21 protein-coding genes are annotated in these 20,851 nt (G+C 54.6%); 12 read left to right on the top strand and 9 right to left on the bottom strand.

Annotation, left to right across the window (positions count from 1 at the left end):
• The first annotated feature begins 257 nt into the window (after positions 1 to 257).
• The 6 genes from ACMYSK_RS23005 to ACMYSK_RS22980 all read left to right on the top strand — a co-directional run bounded on the left by ACMYSK_RS23005 (position 258) and on the right by ACMYSK_RS22980 (position 6,729).
• Positions 258 to 1,274 (top strand): HlyD family secretion protein, encoded by a 1,017-nt coding sequence (locus ACMYSK_RS23005; protein ID WP_434638705.1) that lies wholly within the window; start codon positions 258 to 260, stop codon positions 1,272 to 1,274.
• Positions 1,275 to 1,284: 10 nt separating this feature from the next.
• Entirely contained in the window at positions 1,285 to 2,814 is a 1,530-nt protein-coding gene (locus tag ACMYSK_RS23000) for a DHA2 family efflux MFS transporter permease subunit (RefSeq protein WP_434638704.1), read from the top strand.
• Positions 2,815 to 2,944: 130 nt separating this feature from the next.
• Positions 2,945 to 3,745 (top strand): hypothetical protein, encoded by an 801-nt coding sequence (locus ACMYSK_RS22995; RefSeq protein WP_434638703.1) that lies wholly within the window; start codon positions 2,945 to 2,947, stop codon positions 3,743 to 3,745.
• 95 nt (positions 3,746 to 3,840) lie between these two features.
• A complete protein-coding gene (locus ACMYSK_RS22990) occupies positions 3,841 to 4,176 on the top strand; it encodes a hypothetical protein (protein ID WP_434638702.1) in 336 nt (111 codons plus the stop codon).
• Positions 4,177 to 4,452: 276 nt separating this feature from the next.
• Entirely contained in the window at positions 4,453 to 6,372 is a 1,920-nt protein-coding gene (locus tag ACMYSK_RS22985; RefSeq protein ID WP_434638701.1) for a tyrosine-protein phosphatase, read from the top strand.
• 168 nt (positions 6,373 to 6,540) lie between these two features.
• Positions 6,541 to 6,729 (top strand): hypothetical protein, encoded by a 189-nt coding sequence (locus ACMYSK_RS22980; protein WP_434638700.1) that lies wholly within the window; start codon positions 6,541 to 6,543, stop codon positions 6,727 to 6,729.
• Positions 6,730 to 6,894: 165 nt separating this feature from the next.
• On the opposite strand, the gene ACMYSK_RS22975 is transcribed toward ACMYSK_RS22980, so the two are convergent.
• From ACMYSK_RS22975 to ACMYSK_RS22965, 3 genes are all read right to left on the bottom strand, one after another.
• The gene (locus ACMYSK_RS22975; protein ID WP_434638699.1) at positions 6,895 to 8,076 is read right to left on the bottom strand and encodes a PLP-dependent aminotransferase family protein; all 1,182 of its coding nucleotides are present in this window, start codon (positions 8,074 to 8,076) and stop codon (positions 6,895 to 6,897) included.
• Between the two features lie 100 nt (positions 8,077 to 8,176).
• Complete coding sequence (gss, locus tag ACMYSK_RS22970) at positions 8,177 to 10,048, bottom strand: bifunctional glutathionylspermidine amidase/synthase (RefSeq protein ID WP_434638698.1); 1,872 nt, start codon at positions 10,046 to 10,048, stop codon at positions 8,177 to 8,179.
• Positions 10,049 to 10,123: 75 nt separating this feature from the next.
• Positions 10,124 to 10,231 carry a hypothetical protein gene (locus ACMYSK_RS22965; RefSeq protein ID WP_434644292.1) on the bottom strand — a complete coding sequence of 36 codons (108 nt, stop codon included), beginning with the start codon at positions 10,229 to 10,231 and terminating at the stop codon, positions 10,124 to 10,126.
• Between the two features lie 102 nt (positions 10,232 to 10,333).
• Here ACMYSK_RS22965 and ACMYSK_RS22960 point away from each other — a divergent pair, with 102 nt between their 5' ends.
• Together ACMYSK_RS22960 and yghU are read left to right on the top strand one after the other, a co-directional pair.
• Complete coding sequence (locus tag ACMYSK_RS22960; RefSeq protein WP_434638697.1) at positions 10,334 to 10,894, top strand: DsbA family protein; 561 nt, start codon at positions 10,334 to 10,336, stop codon at positions 10,892 to 10,894.
• A gap of 116 nt (positions 10,895 to 11,010) precedes the next feature.
• Complete coding sequence (gene yghU, locus ACMYSK_RS22955) at positions 11,011 to 11,877, top strand: glutathione-dependent disulfide-bond oxidoreductase (RefSeq protein WP_434638696.1); 867 nt, start codon at positions 11,011 to 11,013, stop codon at positions 11,875 to 11,877.
• 34 nt (positions 11,878 to 11,911) lie between these two features.
• Here yghU and ACMYSK_RS22950 read toward each other — a convergent pair whose 3' ends face one another.
• Both ACMYSK_RS22950 and yghX read right to left on the bottom strand, forming a co-directional pair.
• The gene (locus tag ACMYSK_RS22950) at positions 11,912 to 12,199 is read right to left on the bottom strand and encodes a DUF2623 family protein (protein ID WP_434638695.1); all 288 of its coding nucleotides are present in this window, start codon (positions 12,197 to 12,199) and stop codon (positions 11,912 to 11,914) included.
• Positions 12,200 to 12,276: 77 nt separating this feature from the next.
• A complete protein-coding gene (gene yghX / locus ACMYSK_RS22945; RefSeq protein ID WP_434644289.1) occupies positions 12,277 to 13,164 on the bottom strand; it encodes a YghX family hydrolase in 888 nt (295 codons plus the stop codon).
• A gap of 146 nt (positions 13,165 to 13,310) precedes the next feature.
• Between yghX and mgrA the strand changes: the two genes are divergently transcribed.
• Positions 13,311 to 14,351 (top strand): L-glyceraldehyde 3-phosphate reductase, encoded by a 1,041-nt coding sequence (gene mgrA, locus ACMYSK_RS22940; protein WP_434638694.1) that lies wholly within the window; start codon positions 13,311 to 13,313, stop codon positions 14,349 to 14,351.
• Between the two features lie 39 nt (positions 14,352 to 14,390).
• On the opposite strand, the gene ACMYSK_RS22935 is transcribed toward mgrA, so the two are convergent.
• From ACMYSK_RS22935 to exbB, 3 genes are all read right to left on the bottom strand, one after another.
• Positions 14,391 to 14,885: a TIGR00645 family protein gene (locus tag ACMYSK_RS22935; protein WP_434638693.1), complete on the bottom strand. Its 495-nt coding sequence runs from the start codon at positions 14,883 to 14,885 to the stop codon at positions 14,391 to 14,393.
• Positions 14,886 to 15,026: 141 nt separating this feature from the next.
• Complete coding sequence (gene exbD / locus ACMYSK_RS22930; RefSeq protein ID WP_434638692.1) at positions 15,027 to 15,452, bottom strand: TonB system transport protein ExbD; 426 nt, start codon at positions 15,450 to 15,452, stop codon at positions 15,027 to 15,029.
• Positions 15,453 to 15,458: 6 nt separating this feature from the next.
• Positions 15,459 to 16,190 carry a tol-pal system-associated acyl-CoA thioesterase gene (gene exbB, locus ACMYSK_RS22925; protein ID WP_434638691.1) on the bottom strand — a complete coding sequence of 244 codons (732 nt, stop codon included), beginning with the start codon at positions 16,188 to 16,190 and terminating at the stop codon, positions 15,459 to 15,461.
• 250 nt (positions 16,191 to 16,440) lie between these two features.
• Between exbB and metC the strand changes: the two genes are divergently transcribed.
• Together metC and yghB are read left to right on the top strand one after the other, a co-directional pair.
• The gene (gene metC, locus ACMYSK_RS22920) at positions 16,441 to 17,628 is read left to right on the top strand and encodes a cystathionine beta-lyase (protein WP_434638690.1); all 1,188 of its coding nucleotides are present in this window, start codon (positions 16,441 to 16,443) and stop codon (positions 17,626 to 17,628) included.
• Between the two features lie 130 nt (positions 17,629 to 17,758).
• Complete coding sequence (gene yghB, locus ACMYSK_RS22915) at positions 17,759 to 18,418, top strand: DedA family general envelope maintenance protein YghB (RefSeq protein WP_434638689.1); 660 nt, start codon at positions 17,759 to 17,761, stop codon at positions 18,416 to 18,418.
• 65 nt (positions 18,419 to 18,483) lie between these two features.
• Here the strand turns inward: yghB and ACMYSK_RS22910 are convergent, their stop codons facing one another.
• Positions 18,484 to 19,383 carry an AraC family transcriptional regulator gene (locus ACMYSK_RS22910; protein WP_434638688.1) on the bottom strand — a complete coding sequence of 300 codons (900 nt, stop codon included), beginning with the start codon at positions 19,381 to 19,383 and terminating at the stop codon, positions 18,484 to 18,486.
• Between the two features lie 196 nt (positions 19,384 to 19,579).
• On the opposite strand from ACMYSK_RS22910, the gene yqhD reads away from it, so the two are divergent.
• Positions 19,580 to 20,743: an alcohol dehydrogenase gene (gene yqhD / locus ACMYSK_RS22905; RefSeq protein WP_434638687.1), complete on the top strand. Its 1,164-nt coding sequence runs from the start codon at positions 19,580 to 19,582 to the stop codon at positions 20,741 to 20,743.
• The last annotated feature ends 108 nt before the right edge of the window (positions 20,744 to 20,851 follow it).

The raw sequence follows: 20,851 nt of genomic DNA, 5'->3' as shown, positions 1-20,851 counted from the left end.
AGCACACCCCGCAGAGTTTATTTTTAAACAGCGAATAGCACGAGCAGCTTAGTTTATAATAAGCAGGCTAACTATATTATTCTCTACCAGTGGCAACGGGCAGTATCCATTTGTCCTCAATCAATGATCCCTGCAAGCCAGGGCACTTTTCACTCGCTATTGATCGTACGCCACCTCATTTCAAATATTGACGGGCATCTCTGATTTTTAACCATCGGGATATTCATCAATATCGCCATAATAAAGAGACCTGCAATATGAATATAAAAAAATTACGTTTAATGCTGTTGCTTGTGGTGCCGGCTCTGGGGCTGGCGACCGGCGGTTGGTATTATTTCGCCAACGGTCGCTATGTCGAAACGGACAACGCCTACGTGAAGGCTGACAAAACCGGAATTAGCGCTGAAGTTGATGGTCGAGTCGTGAAGGTGGCGGTCAAAGAGAACCAGCACGTCAATAAAGGTGACCTGCTGTTCAGCGTGGATGCCAGGCCCTATCAGCTGGCCGTTGCCCAGGCGGAGTCCGATCTTAATAATACTCTTATCGAGTTGAAAACGATTAAATCGCAATACCAAAGTAAGCTGGCCAATATCGCAGTTTCTCAAAGCCAGCATGAATATGCGCAGCGTGAAGAGGATCGCCTGCATCGCCTGAATGGACCGGGATATGTCTCGGCCTCCGATATGGATGGCGCCCATCAAAAAACGCTGCTGATGGCCCTGGAAGTCAATATGCTGAAAACCCAGCTGCAGGAAGTGGCCGATAGCTTTGGTGGCGATATTAATATGCCCGTTGAGCAACACCCGCGTTATAAAAAAGCACTGGCCCAATTAAATATCGCCAAAAACAATCTGGCCCATGTCCGGGAATATGCTCCGGCGTCCGGCACGATAACCAAAGTGCTGCAAAAAGGTGAATACGTGCAGGACGGGACAACGGCAATGTTATTAGTCTCCGATAAAAATATCTATATTGAAGCCAATTTCACCGAAAAAGATCTGACCCATATCCGTGATAACCAGCAGGCGGAAATTAACGTTGATTATGCTCCCGGGGTAACCTGGCATGGCAAGGTCAGCAGCATTAGCCCGGCAACTGGCGCGGAGTACTCGGTGATTCCGGCCGAAAATGCGACCGGCAACTGGGTGAAAGTTACCCAGCGAATTCCGGTGCGTATTCGTTTACAAACCAATGTTCAACAGCCTCAGCTGCGGGCGGGCCTCAGCGCCACGATCAAAATCGACACGCAATCTGACGTAAACAGCGCATCGTAACGAGGGGCCTATGTCTGAAATAATGACGGCTTCACCGCCGAAGAAAAGCGCTATCGACCGCCGTCTGCTCATCACTTTTTCGGTGATGCTGGCAACCATCATGCAGGCGCTGGACACGACAATAGCTAACGTTGCCCTGCCCCATATGCAGGGGGCGATGGGGGCGACTCAGGACCAGACCTCCTGGGTCCTGACCTCGTACATTGTCGCGGCAGCAATCGCCATGCCACTCACGGGTTTTATTTCCGCCCGCATCGGTCGCAAGCGCCTGTTTGTCATTGCGGTTATCGGTTTTACGCTCGCCTCCATGCTGTGCGGAGCGGCACAAACGCTGAACCAGATAGTCCTGTTCCGCTTGTTGCAGGGGATTTTTGGCGCAAGCCTGGTTCCGCTGTCCCAGTCGGTGATGTTGGACAGCTGGCCGCCGGAAAAACATGGGGCGGCAATGGCGATGTGGGGCATGGGCGTCATGGTTGGGCCGATTCTGGGCCCGGCTCTGGGCGGCTGGCTGACCGAATATTACAGCTGGCGCTGGGTGTTTTATATCAACATTCCCTTTGGCGTACTGGCCTGGCTGGGCATCAGCACCTTCGTCAGTGAAACACCCGTTGATACGACGCGGAAGTTTGACCTGCTGGGTTTCTTCCTGCTGAGCGTGACCATCGGCAGCCTGCAGCTGTTTCTCGATCGCGGGCAATCAAAAGAGTGGTTTAGCAGCGGTGAAATCATCATCGAAGCGGTACTGGCCGCCCTGGCGCTGTATCTGTTCGTGGTACACATTTTCACCATCAAAAAGCCATTTATCGACCCGGCTATTTTCCGTGATAAAAACTTTGTCGTTGGCCTGCTGTTCAGCTTCGTGGTGGGGACTATTCTGCTGGCAACCATGGCGCTGATGCCGCCCCTGCTGCAAGGACTGATGGGCTATCCGGTGATCGACGTCGGGCTGTTAATGACACCTCGCGGTTTTGGCACCATGTTCAGCATGATGCTTGTCGGACGCATCGCCGGTAAAGTCGATATGCGCTATGTGATCGGCGTGGGGATTATGATTATGGCGCTCTCCTTGTGGATGATGACCCGCTATGCCATGTGGATGAGCCCAACGGATATTATCAGCTCAGGCGTCGTGCAAGGTGTCGGGATGGGCCTGACTTTTGTACCGCTCTCGACGCTCACCTTCTCTACGCTGTCGCCGCAGTACCGTACCGAGGGAGCCTCACTCTATTCACTGATCCGCAATATCGGCAGCAGTATCGGGATCTCGGTCGTCACCACCTATCTGGCGCAGCAGACCCAGCGCAACCACATGCTATTTTCTGGTTTTATTAACCCATTTAATAAAGCCCTGCAGCAGGATATGCAGTCTGGTGCTTACAATATTCACCATCTGCCCGGTCTGCTCGCTATTAATGGCGAAGTGACGCGCCAGGCAGCTGTTCTGGCTTACTACCAGGATTTCCGTCTGATGATGTTTCTCTGTTTTCTGCTGCTGCCGCTGGTGCTGTTATTTTCACGACCGTTGATTAAGGGAAATTAATACGTCGTAACGGACCATCGATAAAATTCAAAATTAAACGCATCGAAATGCCTTGATATACCTGACGACCTGTACAGTAGTCGGTTGTTATATATTTTAGAAATGAGTATCGCCACTCTGGATATCCAATATGCAAATGAAATTCCTCCCTCTCCTGGCCCTGTGCATCGGTCTGCTTCCCGGTGCCCTCTTCGCAAAGACGGGAGACGTCAGAACGAATGCCGAAAAATCAGCCGATGATCCGACGAAGGTGACAACCAAAGTCGGTGTCTCCTGGTCCGATAATTATAAGATGAACGACAGCAACGTTGCCTTCTCCGGATCGCTGGCGTTCGATCAGGTGAAAAAAATTAACGTCCGCGTGAATAGCGATGCGTCAGAATGGCGCATTGGCGGTTCATGGTTATTCCCGGTTGGAATTATTAACTTCAACTTTGGTAAAAACGAATATCCGGATAACGCATCGCAAACTAATTACTCCGTGGGCACGTTTATTCCGCTTAGCGCCTTTGGTATCGAACCTGCCGGCTTCCAGATATTCCCGATGGCAGGTTATACCTATAACGATGGCGAGCACATGGCATGCAATGCAGGCCAGCATAAATCCTGCTCGCAGCCTGGATTTGACGGGATGCCCTCGCCGGACAATGGTTTTGAATCGACCACCAGTTCCGGCAGCAGCGGTTATCTGGGCGTTTTCACCCTGAAACCACTGACTGATGACCTGAGATTATTAAGCTTTTTAGGCGGGACCTACGGCTCAAAAAACGATGCCGGAGACAATTACAAAGGCTACTTTGCCGGGGTCGGTCTTGGCTATAGCCTCACCCAGCATAATTCGGTGAAAGTGATGACCTATATTCAGGATAACAATACCTACCTGGATAACGCGGAAAAACGCTTCCTGCTCTCCTGGCAATATCAGCTCTGATCGCCGCCGAACGGAGGCAAATACGGCCTCCGGTTTTACATCCTGTTTCTTCAGCAGGTACACTACCGCCCCTGTTTCCCCTTCCTGACCGATTCATGCTGAAGAAATTACTTTTTACGATGCCACTGCTGGCGCTCACCGCACTGCTTGTCTGGTGGCTTACGCCACGCTACTCCACAGAAGAGATGGCCTGGTACCGCTCGGTTTTCTGTGTCATCGACCACCAGGATAGCCGGGCATTTCTCGGCGATATGGAAAATATTGTCGAAGGCGGCAATTCAGATTATGCCCTGAACAAAAACCACTTTATCCCTGCGCTCGGCGAACGTATGCGCCAGACATGGCTGCAGCTCAGCCGGGAAGAACAAGCCAGCATTGGCCAGGATCAGCAGCGCTGCCGCCAGTTGATGAGCGCAAAACAGCAAGATTAAGCCCGCGCTGGCGCCGGCAATGCAAAATAATGGCTGGCGAAGGATTAGCTGGCTAACGATAATTTAAAACAACATCCTGCTCTTACTGGCGGGATGCCTGCGTTTAAATAGCGGAATCTAACCTAATATCTCGATATCTTGTTATTGTGCTTTCATCACGCGCCTTACCGAAGGGCAATAAAACTGCTGAGAGAAATATTTCTGTAATAAACGCCACATATCTTTTCAAGCCTTAATAAACAATCAATTACAACTGATAAAACATTGAGGCTTATTTTGATTCGCTCGATCCCGTTCTCATTATCTCTGGTCGCCAGCACACTCTCCGGCGCACTCTATGCCGCACCGATAAATACCCCAATGCTCGCCAGCATCGATAATTTTCGCGATATTGCCGGCACCACGTCAATTTATACCACCAGCCATGATGGCACGATGCGGACCGGCGTATTTTATCGCGCAAATGCGCTGACGCTCTCTTCCGCAGATCAGGCCACCCTCAGTTCACTCGGCATCAGCGATGTTTACGATTTGCGCACCGCCAGTGAAATCGCCAGCGCACCGGACGTGCTGCCAGACGGTGCTATCTATACCCATATCGATATCATCGGCAGCGGAACGTCAGGCAGCAATATCACCAGTATCGCGGTGACCAGCGCCGCCGAAGCGAAAGCGATGATGCAACAGGCCAACGTCTCTTTTGTCAGCGATTCCGGAATGCGTGCGCAGTTTGCCACCCTGTTTAACGACCTGGCCGGCGCCGACGGTGCCGCCCTGTTCCACTGTACCGCCGGTAAGGACCGGACCGGCTGGACCGCCGCGATGCTGCTGAGCATTGCCGGCGTAGATAGCCCGACCATCATGGAAAACTACCTGGCGACCAATGATTATACCCGTCAGCGCATTACCGCGACCCTCGCCGCGATGCCTCCGGCAATGGCCGCTATCTACGAGCCGCTGCTTGGCGTTGATGCCAGCTATCTGCAGGCCGGTCTGGATGAGATTACCCGCGAGTACGGTTCGGTTGATAATTACCTGAAAGAGGGGCTGGGGCTATCGCAGGCAACGATTTACGTGCTGCGCGCGAAGATGGTGCACTACGCCCAGCTTCCAGGGCAGAGCGCACTTCGCGGGAATGCCGCAGAGGGTGCTGGGCTGCTGAACGCGCTGCAAAACAGCACATTGTCGGGCCACTACACCGATTACAACAGCTACCTGCAATCCGCCATCGATGCCGGCACGCTCGGCGGGGTTGAATCGCAGGTAGGCGGACAAATTTATGCCGATACCGCCAGCTATCTGCTGCGCAGCGGTTCACGGCTGGATCGGGCGCTGACACCCAATATTGACAGCCGCCTGCTGCGCGAGGGGGAAGGAAAACTATGGCTGACCGCGCTGAGTGGCTACCTGGGCACCGATGGCTCTGAAAAAGCGGCCAGCAGCAATGAACATACCGCCGGAAGTCTGCTGGGCTATACCCAGCGTGTTAACGCCCGACTCAGCGCCTACGGTACCGTGGGCTATAGCCGGGGCTCGCTGGGCAGCGCTAACGCCGAGGCCGACGCCAATACCACTCTGCTGGGAACAGGTGCGCGCTATGCCTTTGAGGATCTTACCCATGGTCCCTTTGCCGCAGCCGACCTGAACGCCGGCTGGGTCGACTATAGCAGCACCCGTCGACTCGGCGGCGGTCTGGGCACCGCCTCCGGCGATACCCACGGGCAGATAGTCGGTGGCACCTTACGTCTCGGTTATGTCAGCCCGTTCGATGTTGTCAGCATCGAGTCTTCCATCGGCACGCGTCTGACGCATCTGCGTATGGACGCTTTCCACGAAACCGGCAGCGAGCTGGCGCTTGACGTCGCCAGCGTGAGCGAAAACAGCAGCAGCGGCCTGGCCGGCGTCAATTTTGCCTTTACCCCACAAAATCTCGGTAGTTGGACGCTGTCTCCGGCGGTCAATATCGGGTACGAACACAGCTTCAGCGGCCCGTCGGTAGGCACCAGCGGACAAATTTATCCCTATACGGTGTGGCAGCACTCCGCCTTTGACAGTCGGGATATCGTTAATGCCGGAGCCAACATTGGCCTGACCCGCGGGGCGCTCAGCCTGAACCTGGGTGGCCAGGCGGAAATGGCCAGCGGCGGAGATAGCCACGGCTTCAGCGGAAACTTAAGCGTCGCTTACGCCTTTTAACGCCCAGGGCAGGTCGTCGACCGAAGACCTGCCCTGATATTTTGCGCTATCCGCCATTTTCCCTTTAAATTATAAGGAAAACATATATTGGCCACGGTGATAAAAAAGAGTTGATCTGATATGCACAAGCTCTTACTTTGCTAACCAGTTTTCACACGAGATAAGACGATGCCGACAATTACAGCCAGTAATATGCAAGAAGCGAAAGAGTTAGTTCACTGCGGGAAATACAGGGAAATTGTGCTGAATTTTGATATTGATGCAGATGATTTCTTCACACTCGCCACATCCCAGTCGGCGACCAAAGTTACGATGATCAACAAAAACAACCACTCACCGGTAAAATCAGAAAAATAATTAAAAACCTCTGAGGTATTTTTTATGTGGCTATTTATTGGCACACTCGGCGTCGCATTTCTCTCCTCACTGATGCTAATTTGGCTCGATGACCGCATCGCCGAAAGCGAATAAACCAGATTAAAACTCCGTGCCGCCCGGCGGCGCGGAGTTATTTACAGAGAGCTACAGCGATTTAGCCAGGCGTTCAACCGCCGTCATCAAACCCTCTTCCGACACCGTCGAATAAGACAGACGCAGCGTGCGGGTATCCGGATTATCGTGATAAAACGCCTCGCCAGGGACGAACACCACGCCGTTTGCCAGCGTTTTCTTCATCCATTCCATCGTATCAAACGAATAGCGGAAACGAGCCCACAGGAACATCCCGCCTTTTGGCCGGCTGAATGCAATGTGCTCCCCAAGGCGAGACTCCAGCGCATCCGCCAGCGCCACGCACTTCTTACGATAATCTTCGCGGATCAACGCTATCTGGTTATCCAGACGATTCATCGCCAGGTATTCCGCCGTGATCACCTGCGACAGCATATTGGTATGCAGATCCGCAGCCTGCTTGACGATCACCGTCTGCTGCGCCAGCCAGTCCGGCATCACAATCCAGCCGATACGCATCCCCGGAGCGAGGATTTTGGAGAAGGTGGAGGTGTAGACCACCTGATCTTCACAGCCCTGCTCAACCGCGTGCTGATACAGCGGACGGCGGACTTCATCGGTAAAGCTGATTTCGCCGTAGGGGTCATCTTCGATGATGACAACATCATGCTGTTTCGCCAGCGCCACCAGACGACGGCGGCGATCTTCACTCAGGGTTTTCCCGCCGGGGTTGCCAAAGGTCGGCACCAGATAAACGGCTTTGACGCGAGTCGTTTCCAGCAGGTCTGCCAGCTGTTCGACCAGCATCCCGTTATCGTCGGTATCCACGCTGAGAATATTGGCCTGCGCCAGCTGAAATACCTGTAGCGCCGCCAGGTAGGTTGGGCGCTCGACCACAATCGTATCGCCCGGATCGAGCAGCGTACGGGCCACAATATCCAGCGATTGTTGAGAACCAGAGGTGATATAGACGTGGCTGGCCTGGCAGTCAACGCCGCGCGCCTGACACAGTTCGCTCACGGCCTGACGCAGCGGCGGGTAGCCTTCGGTCAAACCATACTGAAATGCATCGTTGAAACGCCCGCTCATCACCTGCTGCACAGCCAGATTCAGACCTTCGGTATCAAACAGCTCCGGGGCCGGGATCCCGCCTCCCAGAGAGATAACCCCGGGCAGTTTACTGTGCTTGAGAAGTTCGCGGACGGCGGAGGGCTTGAGTTCACCCGCGCGGGCGGCGAGTCGCCTGTCGTGCATATTATTTTCCTTTTCTGTCTTGTTGTTGTCTTTGTCGCTTTTCGTGTTTGCAGGATTTGTTGCCCGGACGGGCCGTTTATGCGGCTATCCGGGCTGCTGGCTACCGGCCGTCGTTGTCTTTCAGCACAATTAACGGTTCGATATCACTCTCTTTTTTGACCACCAGCGAGTCATCACCGCGCAGACAAGTACCGCCGTAGTTGCCGCCGACGGTAAACGTACACACCTGAATGTATTTACCATCCACCTTCGGCAGGCACCAGAGCTGCTGGTAAATATTTTTACGATCGACAAACTGCCCGCTGGTTTTATCCAGAACTTCGTCTTTCGGACCAATTAAATCGATGTTGCTCCCGCAGCGGCCAGAGATGGGTTTAACCGCATAGCCGGTTTTTGCCAGCTCTTCATTGACCACAAAATCGGTATCCAGCAGATAACGATGGTTCGGGAACAGCGACCACAGCACCGGCAGAATAGCTTTGTTGCCGGGGATCACCGTCCACAGCGGTTCGAAGACCAGCACTTCCGGACGCAACAGCACGTCAATAAGCCGCACCTCATTTTGCGGATGCCCGGTACGGATCGGCACAGCGGCGTATTCATCGGCGCTGACTTCACGCACCTGTTCGATGGCGGTTTCCCAGGCCCAGGTTTTCCAGACGCAGTTTACCAGGCGCCCGTCGCCATCGATCAGCTGCCCGGCGGCATCCCAGTGCAGCTCATCGAGGCCAAAGAGGATCTTACTGTCGAAGCCCGCCTGCGTGAGCGAGCGCTGGATAAACAGGGCGTGGTAGTTCTCCTCCAGATCCTTGTCCTGCATGATATGCACGAAAGGACGGGCGCGGCTGTGTTTCCAGGCCCCCGCCAGCTCATCAAGCAGATTTTCCGCCGGGTTATGTCCGCTGCCGTAGTAGCCCTGTTTCAGCCACTGTTCGAGGATCAGCCCGCCTTCGGTATGGCAGGAGGCGGAGTCGGCGTTGTATTCATAGACCTTCAGCCCGCGCTCATCCATACAGAAATCCATGCGGCCGGTTATCATATGATGACGACGTCGCTGCCACGAGAGCCGCAGGCGCGGCCAGAGGATTTTAGGGATATCAAACAGCGCCAGCAGATTGTCATCTTTCATCACCTTGTCGGTGGCGTGCAGGTACATCAAATGCAGCTCATTGGTGGCTTTGATAAGCTCCTGCTCGGCGCTTTCGGTGATGGTGAAATACTGGTAGGGATCTTGATTGATAAAGTGACCGTTGGCGGCCACGTAGGCTTTTTGCAGCGAATCTTTCTCGTTCAGCCAGTTACCGCGGAACTGGCCTTTATTCGGCAGTCTTGCGCCCTGGATAGCCATCGCCTCACCCGGCAGCACCGGCTGCGGCAGACTGTGCTCGGTATCGGCGGTCTGAATCATCCAACCTAATATTTCCGTATCGGCAAAGGTATCTTTGATGGTGTAGACACCGTCTTTCACTTCCAGCGTCAATTCTCGGGTCCATTGCTGACCCTGCGGCAGCGGCGCGTGAATCACGTTTTGCTCGGCGATACGGACCTTATTCCCCACCAGCTGCGTGATCACCGCAACATGGCCGGTATGTTTAAACTCACCGCCCTTCTGCCAAATCAGCAGCGAGCCGGCCATCGGTGGGCGACGGGAGCCGTTTGCGAAGGCCTGGAGCGGCAGAATATTGTCATTGACCACTTCTCGCAGAAAACGCAGGGAGAAGATTTCATAGGCCATACCGACATCGGTAAAAACAAAACCGTAGGTGAGGAACAAAAAACGGCGCGCGAATTCAACGCACTGCCATTTGTGCCCCATATACTCATTGCCGATGTAACTGCGGAACGTCGCGTCATCCGGATAGTCACGCGGATTTAAGCTACTGTAATTCGATGAATAAATTGCTACGCCGCCCGGCGCGTAGCCTAACAATGTACCAAAAGGGGCATCACTGCTTGTCGATCCTTTGCTCATTAGCCTGACCTCAAATTAATGCAGCCCGGGCAGTTGGCGGAACAAAACTCCCTCTTCTTATCCTGCCGCAGGCACTTACCAGACAGAGGTGAAAAGATGATACCACTCATTGGATTCACTAATCGTGCCCTGCGGGAAAATAACCCAGCGCCTTTGGGTAAAAGTGATATCGTTATTGGTAATATCTCCCCGCAATACTTCAGGTTGCGTTGCCGCTGGCGGCCACCCGAGTCAGGCAGGGGCAGGGAATCATAACGAAGAATGAAACAACGTCAGGAGTTGATTATGAGCACACAACCGCATCTGCAGGCCCAACCGCTGGTCTGGGGCCACGGCCCGCGTACTTTTGAGGTATTCCTGGAGCCAACCTGCCCCTTTTCCGTCCGGGCATTCAATAAGCTCGATGACCTGCTGGATGAAGTCGGCGCGGATAATGTGACCATCAAGATCCGCCTGCAGTCGCAGCCGTGGCATCTTTTCTCCGGCGTCATCGTGCGCTGTATTCTTGCCGCTTCGACGCTGCCGCACGGCAGAGAGCAGGCGCACAGGGTGCTAAAAGCCGTTGCCGACCACCGCGAAGAGTTTGAATTTACCGACCACTGTAGCGGACCCAATATGGATACGACGCCGCAGCAGATTATCCAGCGCATTGAACGCTACAGCCAGGTGCTGCTCTCCACGGCTTTCGCCCGCCCGGAGCTGCAGGCTGAAATTAAATGGCATTGCAAATACGCCCGGCAGAATGGTATCCACGTCTCGCCCACCTTTATGGTTAACGGACTGGTGCAGCCGGATCTGGGCAGCAGCGACGATATCAGCGTATGGGCCGCGCGGATTATGGCCTGAGTCCCGTTCGCCCCGGTCACGCGACGCTGACCGGGGCCAATAAGCCTCACACTGTTAAACCCGCCAGGCATCTCCTGCTACACTCCCTCAACGGCTCACTAAAAAGGCAGGTCCTCATGTCAGAGAATAACTACCAACCACCCAAAGTGTGGGAGTGGAAGCAAAACAACGGCGGCGCGTTCGCCAACATCAACCGTCCCGTCTCCGGCGCAACCCATGAACAAACGCTGCCGGTTGGCTCGCATCCGCTACAGCTTTACTCACTGGGAACGCCAAACGGTCAGAAGGTGACTATTCTGTTGGAAGAGCTGCTGGCGCTCGGCGTGAGCGGCGCGGAATACGATGCCTGGCTAATTCGCATTGGCGAAGGCGATCAGTTCTCCAGCGGTTTTGTCGAGGTGAACCCTAACTCAAAAATTCCCGCGCTGAGCGACCACTCTACCACCCCGCCAACGCGCGTATTTGAGTCCGGCAGCATTCTGCTTTACCTCGCGGAGAAGTTTGGTTTCTTCCTGCCCAAAGACCCCGCCGGGCGCACCGAAACCCTTAACTGGCTGTTCTGGTTACAGGGCGCAGCCCCGTTCCTCGGCGGCGGTTTTGGCCACTTCTATAACTACGCGCCGGTGAAAATCGAGTACGCAATTGACCGTTTCACGATGGAAGCCAAACGTCAGCTTGACGTGCTGGATAAACAGCTCGCCCGCAACCGCTATGTTTCCGGAGAAGAGTACACCATCGCCGATATGGCCATCTGGCCGTGGTACGGTAATGTCGTGCTGGGTGGCGTGTATAACGCCGCTGAATTCCTTGACGCAGGCAGCTACAAAAACGTCCTGCGTTGGGCGCAGGACATCGCCAGTCGTCCGGCAGTCAAACGCGGGCGCATCGTCAACCGGACCAACGGCCCGCTTAACGAGCAGCTGCATGAACGCCATAACGCCAGCGACTTCGATACCCTGACCGAAGACAAGCGCCAGGCATAACGCAACGCCTACCGAGGGCTTCGGCCTTCGGTAGTTAACTTTCCAGCCGGTATCCCGCCATAAAGTAGCGCATCGCGGTGCAGGAATGCCCCTCTTTAAAGAAGTCCATGACCATGTTTCTGTCCAGGCCATAGCGACGGGTCAGGATCCCCGCCTCCCAGGCGCTTAGCTGGCGATCGCCGGTTTTTTCAAACATACGCTGAGAATAACCGAGGACAAACCCACGTTTATAATCCGCGCAAAAACCGGCTGCGTTGCTGGCGCTTTCAGCCTGAGAGGCTTTTAGCCCTGCCATTAAACCTTTGCCAAAATGGTTATCCATCACTTTCACCCTCAATCGTTATATACAAAATTATATAGCGATTTTTTGAGCGAGTGCCAGCGCTATTTCACCCCTTTTTAGCCCAGATATTTGGCAAACCACGCCAGCGTGCGTTGCCAGGCAAGCTCGGCTGCGGCCCGGTCGTAGCGCGGCGTAGAGTCATTGTGAAAACCGTGGTTCACCTGTGGATAGATATAGGCCTCAAACACTTTGTGCTGCGCCTTCAGCGCCTGCTCATAGGCGGGCCAGCCGTCGGTAATAGATTTATCCAGCTCGGCATAGTGCAGCAACAGCGGCGCATGGATTTTCGCGACATCTGCGACCGGCGGCTGTCGGCCATAAAACGGCACCGCACAGGCCAGCTCAGGGATTGCCACGGCAGCCGCATTGCAGACGCCGCCGCCGTAGCAAAAACCGGTTATCCCTACCTTGCCGCTTGCCTGCGGATACTTCTCCATAAAGGCGACAGCGGCAAAGAAATCATTCATCAGCTTCAGGGGGTCGACTTTCTGCTGGAGCTCGCGTCCTTCATCATCATTGCCGGGATAGCCGCCCACCGAGCTCAGGCCATCCGGAGCCAGTGCGATATAACCCGCTTTTGCCACCCTCCGGGCAACATCTTCAATATAGGGATTCAGACCGCGATTCTCATGTACCACAACAACCGATGCCGGCTTTGCGGTAAGTTTCGTCGGCACCACCAGGTAGGCTCGCACCTCTCCGTGGCCGTCGGGAGAAGGATAGCGAATATATTCCGCACGAATATCCGGGTCGGTAAACAGGACCTGCTCGGCAAGCGCATAGTTTGGTTTCAGCAGGTTAAACAGCGCCAGGGCGGTCATCCCGCCGACGGCGTACTTCCCGGCCATCTGCAAAAACTCCCGTTTACTGATTTTACCGTGCGCGTAATAGTCGTAATACTCCAGCAGCTCTTGCGGAAAATCTTTCGCCGTCAGTCGCGTCATCATCTCTTCTCCTGAAATAAACCCCTTTAAGCAAAGCATAAGCTCACGCTGGCGCCAGCAATCTTACGCATTGTGATCCAGCAAACGCCGTCGCCGTGCCATACCAGTTAAAATAGAAACGACGTTTTAATCTATGAGGAGAGAGTATGTCCTGGTTAGCTGACCCTACCCGCTACGATCGGATGCAGTATCGCTACTGTGGTAAAAGCGGCCTGCAGTTGCCGCTTTTGTCGCTAGGACTGTGGCATAACTTTAGCCATGGCCACGCACTGGATGACCAGCGCGCCCTGCTACGTAAAGCCTTTGACCTCGGCATTACCCATTTTGATCTGGCAAACAACTACGGGCCACCGCCAGGCAGCGCGGAGGAAAACTTTGGTCGCCTGCTGCGCGAAGACTTTGCCGCCTACCGCGATGAGCTGATTGTCGCGACTAAAGCCGGCTATTCCATGTGGCCCGGCCCTTACGGCAACGGCAGTTCACGAAAATACCTGCTGTCCAGCCTCGACCAGAGCCTGAAACGCATGGGGCTGGAGTACGTCGATATTTTCTATTCGCATCGCGTCGATGAAAACACCCCGATGGAAGAGACTGCCGCGGCGCTGGCGCAGGCGGTACAGAGCGGTAAAGCACTGTATGTCGGGATCTCCTCCTACTCACCGGAGCGCACCCGGGAGATGGCGGCGCTGCTGCGCGAGTGGAAGATCCCACTGCTGATTCACCAGCCCTCCTACAACCTGCTTAACCGTTGGGTTGACACCAGCGGGCTGCTGGACACGCTGGAGGAGAACGGCATCGGCTGCATCGCCTTTACGCCACTGGCGCAGGGCCTGCTGACCGGCAAATATCTTCAGCAGATCCCGGAAGGATCGCGGATGTTCTACGAAGGGAAAAGAGCACGCGGCCTGACGGAAAATATGCTCAGCGAGTCAAACCTGAACAGCCTGCGATTATTGCAGGAGATGGCACATAGCCGGGGACAGAGTATGGCGCAGATGGCGCTGAGCTGGCTGCTGAAGGACCACAGGGTCACGTCGGTACTGATTGGTGCCAGCCGCCCGCAGCAGCTGGAGGAGAACGTACAGGCGCTGCAAAATCTGACGTTTAGTACAGAAGAGCTTGCGCAAATTGACCAGCACGTCGCGGATGGTCAACTCAACTTATGGCAAACCTCATCGGATAAGTAATCCCCTCGTCCGGCGGCGCCGCGCCGCCGGCCAGCTGAATCAGTGTTTAACCTTGGTCAGACGATCGAGATAGCCCATCACAAACGCCGACAGCACAAAGGTCAGATGGATAATCACATACCACATCAGTTTGTTGTCCGGCACGTTTTTCGCATCCATAAACACCCGCAGCAGATGGATAGAGGAGATCGCGACGATTGACGCCGCCACTTTATTTTTCAGGGATGTGGCATCCATTTTGCCCAGCCAACTGAGCTTTTCTTTCCCTTCATTGATATCCAGCTGGGAGACAAAATTCTCGTAGCCGGAGAACATCACCATGACCAGCAGGCCGCCCACCAGCGTCATATCGACCAGCGACAGCAGCGTCAGAATCAGGTCCGACTCCCCCACGCTAAAGATGTGCGGCAGTATGTGGAAAATCTCCTGAAAAAATTTGATCGACAGCGCAATCAGCCCAAGCGAAAGACCAAAATAAACCGGTGCCAGCAACCAGCGCGAGGCATACATAGCATTTTCCAGAAAGCGTTCCATAGGATCCTGTGAGTGAATAAAAACGACGGGCATTATATCGCAACCCGCCGCCGCGATGGCAATATCCCGCCGCATAACCGCTGAGCGACGGGCATAAAAAAGGCTGGCACAAGGCCAGCCTGAGAAGCGTCATCGGGAGGGTTAATTCGCTTTTACGGTTTCTTCACCCACCAGACCAATCTTCAGATATCCCGCCTGATGCAGGGTATCCATGACCTTCATCATCGTCTCGTAGTCCACGGTTTTATCCGCGCGGAAGAAGACGGTGGTGTCTTTCTTCCCTTCTGTCAGCGAATTCAGCGCGCCAATCATGCTCTCTTCGGTAATGGGATCGTTGCCGAGGAACATGGTTTTATCCGTTTTCACCGACAGATAAATCGGCTTTTCCGGACGCGGCTGCGGCTGGCTTGAAGACGCTGGCAGATTGACCTTCACATCTACGGTGGCCAGCGGTGCCGCCACCATAAAGATGATCAACAGCACCAGCATGACGTCAATAAACGGCGTGACGTTGATGTCATGCATTTCGCCGTTATCATCGAGGTTTTCGTTAAAATGCATTGCCATAAAGCATTAACCTACTCGTAATTTCTGCGCGGTACGGACCGGCTTCACACCGCTGGCGCTCAGGTCCAGGTCACGGCTTTGCAGCAGCAGAACCTGCGCGGCAACATCGCCGAGCGACGCTTTGTAGCTGCCAATCATGCGGGCAAAAATGTTATAGATAACCACGGCTGGAATCGCCGCGAACAGGCCGATGGCCGTCGCCAGCAGCGCTTCTGCGATGCCAGGAGCAACCACTGCCAGGTTGGTGGTCTGCGTCTGCGCAATGCCGATAAAGCTGTTCATGATGCCCCAGACGGTACCAAACAGACCGACGAACGGGGAAATCGCCCCGATGGTCGCCAGATAACCGTTGCCGCGGCCCATGTAACGACCGACGAACGCCACGCGACGCTCAAGACGGAAACCGGTACGTTCTTTAATTCCTTCGTTATCTTCGACGCCTTCAGAGAGCACCAGCTCGTTCTGTGCTTCGTTGATAAGCTGCGTGCTTAAGCTCTTCGGGTGGAAGCTGTTTGCGATGTCGCTGGCCTGATCGAGAGAGCGAGCGTCGCTGAGCAGCTGCTGTTCGCGCTTGAGACGGCGCTTACTGGAGAGGATTTCAGCACCTTTGCCGAAAAAGATAGCCCATGTGACTACCGATGCCAAAATCAGGCCAATCATCACGACCTTAACGACAATATCGGCATGATGATACATACCCCAAACGGACAGGTCCGCCTGCATCAAATTATTACCCACGCTGAATCTCCAGGACGTCAATCACAAAATCTGAGCACAATAATATCAAAAAAGCATCGAATTGATAGTGGTTCTCATTAGTATTTACACTGTGCAGCAAATCACGTTTAGATTCCTTGCGCTTACGCAGTAAAAAAGTGGCCGACCGCGGATTTCGCAAAATTTTTACCCGTATCGGCCATTCCCCGGTACAGGACCGGGCATTCATGCTAGTTTAGACGTCCAGACGTATAAAACCAGGTAAAAAAACATGGCTGATAAACATCTTGATACCGCGCTGGTTAACGCCGGGCGTAGTAAAAAATATACTCAGGGCTCGGTCAACAGCGTGATTCAACGTGCTTCATCGCTGGTTTTCGAAACCGTTGAAGCCAAAAAACAGGCCACCCGCAATCGGGCAAAAGGCGAGCTGTTTTATGGCCGTCGTGGCACATTGACCCACTTTTCGTTGCAGGAAGCTATGTGCGAGCTGGAAGGTGGCGCCGGATGCGCCCTGTTTCCCTGTGGTGCTGCGGCCGTTGCCAATACCATTCTGGCCTTCGTCGAGCAGGGCGACCATGTCCTGATGACCAATACCGCATATGAGCCCAGCCAGGATTTTTGCACCAAAATTCTCGCGAAACTCGGTGTGACAACCAGCTGGTTTGATCCCCTTATTGGCGCCGACATCGCCCGCCAGGTGCAGCCGAACACGCGCGTAGTATTCCTTGAATCGCCCGGCTCAATCACCATGGAAGTTCACGACGTTCCGGCCATTGTTGCGGCCGTGCGCCGCGTTGCGCCGCAGGCGATTATCATGATCGATAACACCTGGGCTGCGGGCGTGCTGTTTAAAGCGCTGGATTTTGGCGTCGATATTTCGATTCAGGCGGCGACGAAATACCTGATTGGCCACTCCGATGCGATGGTCGGCACCGCGGTATCTAACGCGCGCTGCTGGGATCAGCTGCGGGAGAATGCCTACCTGATGGGGCAGATGGTCGATGCGGATACCGCCTATATGACCAGCCGCGGTCTGAGAACCCTCGGCGTCCGCCTGCGCCAGCATCATGAAAGCAGCCTGCAGATTGCCGAATGGCTGGCGCAGCATCCCCAGGTCGCCCGCGTCAACCACCCGGCATTACCGGGCAGCAAAGGCCATGAGTTCTGGAAACGCGATTTTACCGGCAGCAGCGGCCTGTTCTCATTTGTCCTCAATAAACGCCTGACCGATGACGAACTTTCTGCGTATCTCGACAACTTCAGCTTGTTCAGCATGGCCTACTCCTGGGGTGGTTTTGAATCGCTGATTCTGGCCAACCAGCCGGAACAAATCGCCTCAATTCGCCCGGAAGCTGAAGTCGATTTCAGCGGCACGCTGATTCGCGTCCATATTGGCTTAGAAAATGTTGACGATCTGCTGGCGGATTTAGCGGCAGGCTTCTCCCGTATCGTGTAAAGTGACAGCGAGTGGCAATAATAGCGGACGTTCTGTGTGAGGCGGCCGCTTTTGTTGCGCCCGAGATCAAGGTGTTCGGGGCTCTTCAGGAGTACACTAATCGAAAATACGGTACCACTTAGGAAAGTCCATGGTTGTCATTCAAGAGATTGTCGCCGCCCTGTGGCAACATGATTTTGCCGCGCTGGCAAACCCCCAGGTTGTGGGCGTTGTTTATCTGGTCATGTTCACGACATTGTTTCTGGAAAACGGTCTGCTGCCCGCTTCATTTTTACCCGGGGACAGCCTGCTGCTGCTCGCCGGGGCGCTCATTGCCAAAGGCGTCATGGACTTTGTGCCGACGCTCGCCATCCTGACCGCGGCAGCCAGCCTCGGCTGCTGGTTGAGCTATCTGCAAGGGCGTTGGCTGGGTAATACCGAAACGGTTAAAGGCTGGCTCGCCCATCTGCCGCAGAAGTACCATCAGCGTGCGACCTGCATGTTCGATAAGCATGGTCTGCTGGCGCTGCTTGCCGGGCGCTTCCTCGCTTTCGTGCGAACCTTACTGCCAACGATGGCCGGTATTTCCGGGCTCTCCAACCGCCGCTTCCAGTTTTTCAACTGGCTCAGCGCGCTGCTGTGGGTCGGCGTAGTTACCGGTCTGGGCTATGCGCTCAGCATGATCCCGTTCGTGAAACGCCATGAAGATCAGGTGATGACTTGCCTGATGATTCTGCCCATCGCGCTGCTGGTTGCCGGGCTGGTGGGCACGCTGGTCGTGGTCATCAAGAAAAAATTCTGTAGCGCCTGAGAGCGTGTTCCCGGGAGTGGTGCTGCGGTGCCTTCCCGGGGGCCGGCACCGTAGCCATTCGCCCGTCACATTCCCTGAATCATTCTGATCCGCGCCGCGTCCTCCCCCGGCGTCATACCAAAATAGCGTTTAAACTCTCGACTAAACTGCGACGCGCTCTCGTAGCCCACGCGCATCGCCGCAGCGCTGGCTTTCATTCCGTCATGAATCATCAGCATCCGCGCCTTGTGTAAACGGTAGCTTTTCAGGTACTGCAGCGGCGACGTGCTGGTCACCGATTTGAAATTATGATGGAACGCGGAGACGCTCATATTCGCCTCAGCCGCCAGCTGATCCACGCTCAGATTTTCGGTGTACTGGCTTTCAATACGCTTCAGTACGCGGCTAATCAGGCTGAAGTGGGTTTGCCGGCTGACCAGCGCCAGCAGCGCGCCGCCGCATGGCCCGGTGAGCACGTGATACAGGATCTCGCGGATAATCTGCTTCCCGAGAATGCGTGCGTCCAGCGGGCGCTCCATCACATCCAGCAGTCTTTCCGCCGCACACAGGATCTCTTCCGACAGGGCCGCCGAGTTGATGCCGCTGGAAGCCATCGAAGGCTGAAACAGCTCATCCTCGCCAATATCCATCAGCAGCTCCTGCAGCTGAAGAATATCCACGTTTAACCGTAGTCCTGCCAGCGGCACCTCCGGCGTCGCAAAGGTCTCACACTCAAACGGCAGCGGTACCGTCAACAGCAGATATTCATTGGTGTCATAGCGGAATGTTCGCTCATTGATGTAGCCAATTTTATGCCCAGAAAAGAGAAAAACAATGCCTGGCTGGTACATCACCGGCGTGCGGGTACCCGGCAGCGTGCCGTACAACAGGCGAATATCTGGCAGCAGCACACTTAGATTTTCTTCTTTATCTTTCAGTGCATTAACCTTTTCCGTCAGCAGCTGACATATCTCGGCGCGGTTCATTTTCGGTGACTCTCCAGACGTTTTCTCACCACTGCATTGTGCGCATCTTTCTGCTTTTTCTCCAGCACCGAGGAGAAATGGGCAAGACAACGGCAGAAATGTGCATTGAGAGGAACAGGCGACAGGACCACAATGACCGTCATCTGGCCGAGGCATCCTCTCAGTCGGCAGTTTTCTTTTTTTGAGGGCACGAGCAATGAACAATTTCGATCTACATACCCCAACCCGCATCCTGTTTGGTAAAGGCGCCATCGACAACCTGCGCGATCAAATCCCGGCGGATGCACGTATTCTGGTGACCTACGGCGGCGGCAGCGTCAAGAAAACCGGCGTGCTCGATCAGGTCCTCAACGCCCTGAAGGGTTTCGACGTTCTGGAGTTTGGCGGTATTGAACCAAACCCTTCTTACGAAACGCTGATGAACGCGGTGAAAATCGCCCGTGAACAAAAAGTCACCTTCCTGCTCGCCGTTGGCGGCGGTTCCGTACTGGATGGCACGAAATTCATCGCCGCGGCAGCGCACTATGACGAAAACGTCGATCCGTGGGAAATTCTCGAAACTTACGGCAGCAACGTGAAAAGCGCGATCCCGATGGGTTCCGTGCTGACGCTGCCGGCGACCGGTTCCGAATCGAATAAAGGTGCCGTAGTTTCGCGTAAAACCACCGGTGACAAACGCGCCTTTATGTCTTCTCATGTGCAGCCGGTGTTTGCGATCCTCGATCCGGTTTACACCTATACCCTGCCACCGCGCCAGGTAGCTAACGGGGTTGTTGACGCATTTGTCCATACCGTTGAGCAGTACGTCACCTACCCGGTCGATGGCAAGATTCAGGACCGCTTTGCTGAAGGTATTCTGCTGACGCTGATTGAAGATGGCCCGAAAGCGCTGAAAGAGCCGGAAAATTACGACGTTCGCGCCAATATTATGTGGGCCGCTACCCAGGCATTGAACGGCCTGATCGGTGCCGGCGTCCCGCAGGACTGGGCAACGCATATGCTGGGTCACGAACTGACCGCAATGCATGGTCTCGACCATGCCCAGACGCTGGCTATCGTTCTGCCGGTACTGTGGAATGAAAAACGCGATACTAAACGCGCCAAACTGCTGCAATATGCCGCTCGCGTCTGGAATATTACCGAAGGTTCTGAAGACCAACGTATCGACGCCGCTATCGCCGCGACTCGTAGCTTCTTCGAACAGCTTGGCGTTCCGACTCGTCTTTCCGACTACGGCCTGGACGGTAGCTCCATCCCGGCATTGCTGGCTAAACTGGAAGAACACGGCATGACCCAACTGGGTGAAAACCAGGATATCACCCTCGACGTCAGCCGCCGGATTTACGAGGCTGCACGCTAAGTTTTCCCCTTCACTCCCCCTTCTCCTTCACGTGAACCCGCGTGAAGGAGAAGAGTTTTACTACCGTTTTTAGCTATTTCGTCCAGACTTAATGCTACCCCTTAGCGG

Origin of the sequence: Klebsiella sp. I138, assembly GCF_051131765.1 — a bacterium.
GTDB lineage: Bacteria > Pseudomonadota > Gammaproteobacteria > Enterobacterales > Enterobacteriaceae > Klebsiella.
The sequence above is the reverse complement of the archived record's forward strand: the minus strand, read 5'-3'. Positions and strand labels throughout refer to the sequence as shown.

Excerpts from the sequence above, each read along its gene's own strand:
- ACMYSK_RS23005 (WP_434638705.1), top strand. The coding sequence starts at position 258 with ATGAATATAAAAAAATTACGTTTAATGCTGTTGCTTGTGGTGCCGGCT.
- ACMYSK_RS23000 (WP_434638704.1), top strand. The coding sequence starts at position 1,285 with ATGTCTGAAATAATGACGGCTTCACCGCCGAAGAAAAGCGCTATCGAC.
- yghU (WP_434638696.1), top strand. The coding sequence starts at position 11,011 with ATGTCAGAGAATAACTACCAACCACCCAAAGTGTGGGAGTGGAAGCAA.
- yghB (WP_434638689.1), top strand. The coding sequence starts at position 17,759 with ATGGTTGTCATTCAAGAGATTGTCGCCGCCCTGTGGCAACATGATTTT.
- ACMYSK_RS22910 (WP_434638688.1), bottom strand. The coding sequence starts at position 19,383 with ATGAACCGCGCCGAGATATGTCAGCTGCTGACGGAAAAGGTTAATGCA.
- yqhD (WP_434638687.1), top strand. The coding sequence starts at position 19,580 with ATGAACAATTTCGATCTACATACCCCAACCCGCATCCTGTTTGGTAAA.
- exbD (WP_434638692.1), bottom strand. The coding sequence starts at position 15,452 with ATGGCAATGCATTTTAACGAAAACCTCGATGATAACGGCGAAATGCAT.
- ACMYSK_RS22990 (WP_434638702.1), top strand. The coding sequence starts at position 3,841 with ATGCTGAAGAAATTACTTTTTACGATGCCACTGCTGGCGCTCACCGCA.
- ACMYSK_RS22950 (WP_434638695.1), bottom strand. The coding sequence starts at position 12,199 with ATGGATAACCATTTTGGCAAAGGTTTAATGGCAGGGCTAAAAGCCTCT.
- ACMYSK_RS22975 (WP_434638699.1), bottom strand. The coding sequence starts at position 8,076 with ATGCACGACAGGCGACTCGCCGCCCGCGCGGGTGAACTCAAGCCCTCC.
- ACMYSK_RS22960 (WP_434638697.1), top strand. The coding sequence starts at position 10,334 with ATGAGCACACAACCGCATCTGCAGGCCCAACCGCTGGTCTGGGGCCAC.
- gss (WP_434638698.1), bottom strand. The coding sequence starts at position 10,048 with ATGAGCAAAGGATCGACAAGCAGTGATGCCCCTTTTGGTACATTGTTA.
- ACMYSK_RS22980 (WP_434638700.1), top strand. The coding sequence starts at position 6,541 with ATGCCGACAATTACAGCCAGTAATATGCAAGAAGCGAAAGAGTTAGTT.
- metC (WP_434638690.1), top strand. The coding sequence starts at position 16,441 with ATGGCTGATAAACATCTTGATACCGCGCTGGTTAACGCCGGGCGTAGT.
- mgrA (WP_434638694.1), top strand. The coding sequence starts at position 13,311 with ATGTCCTGGTTAGCTGACCCTACCCGCTACGATCGGATGCAGTATCGC.
- yghX (WP_434644289.1), bottom strand. The coding sequence starts at position 13,164 with ATGACGCGACTGACGGCGAAAGATTTTCCGCAAGAGCTGCTGGAGTAT.
- ACMYSK_RS22935 (WP_434638693.1), bottom strand. The coding sequence starts at position 14,885 with ATGGAACGCTTTCTGGAAAATGCTATGTATGCCTCGCGCTGGTTGCTG.
- ACMYSK_RS22995 (WP_434638703.1), top strand. The coding sequence starts at position 2,945 with ATGCAAATGAAATTCCTCCCTCTCCTGGCCCTGTGCATCGGTCTGCTT.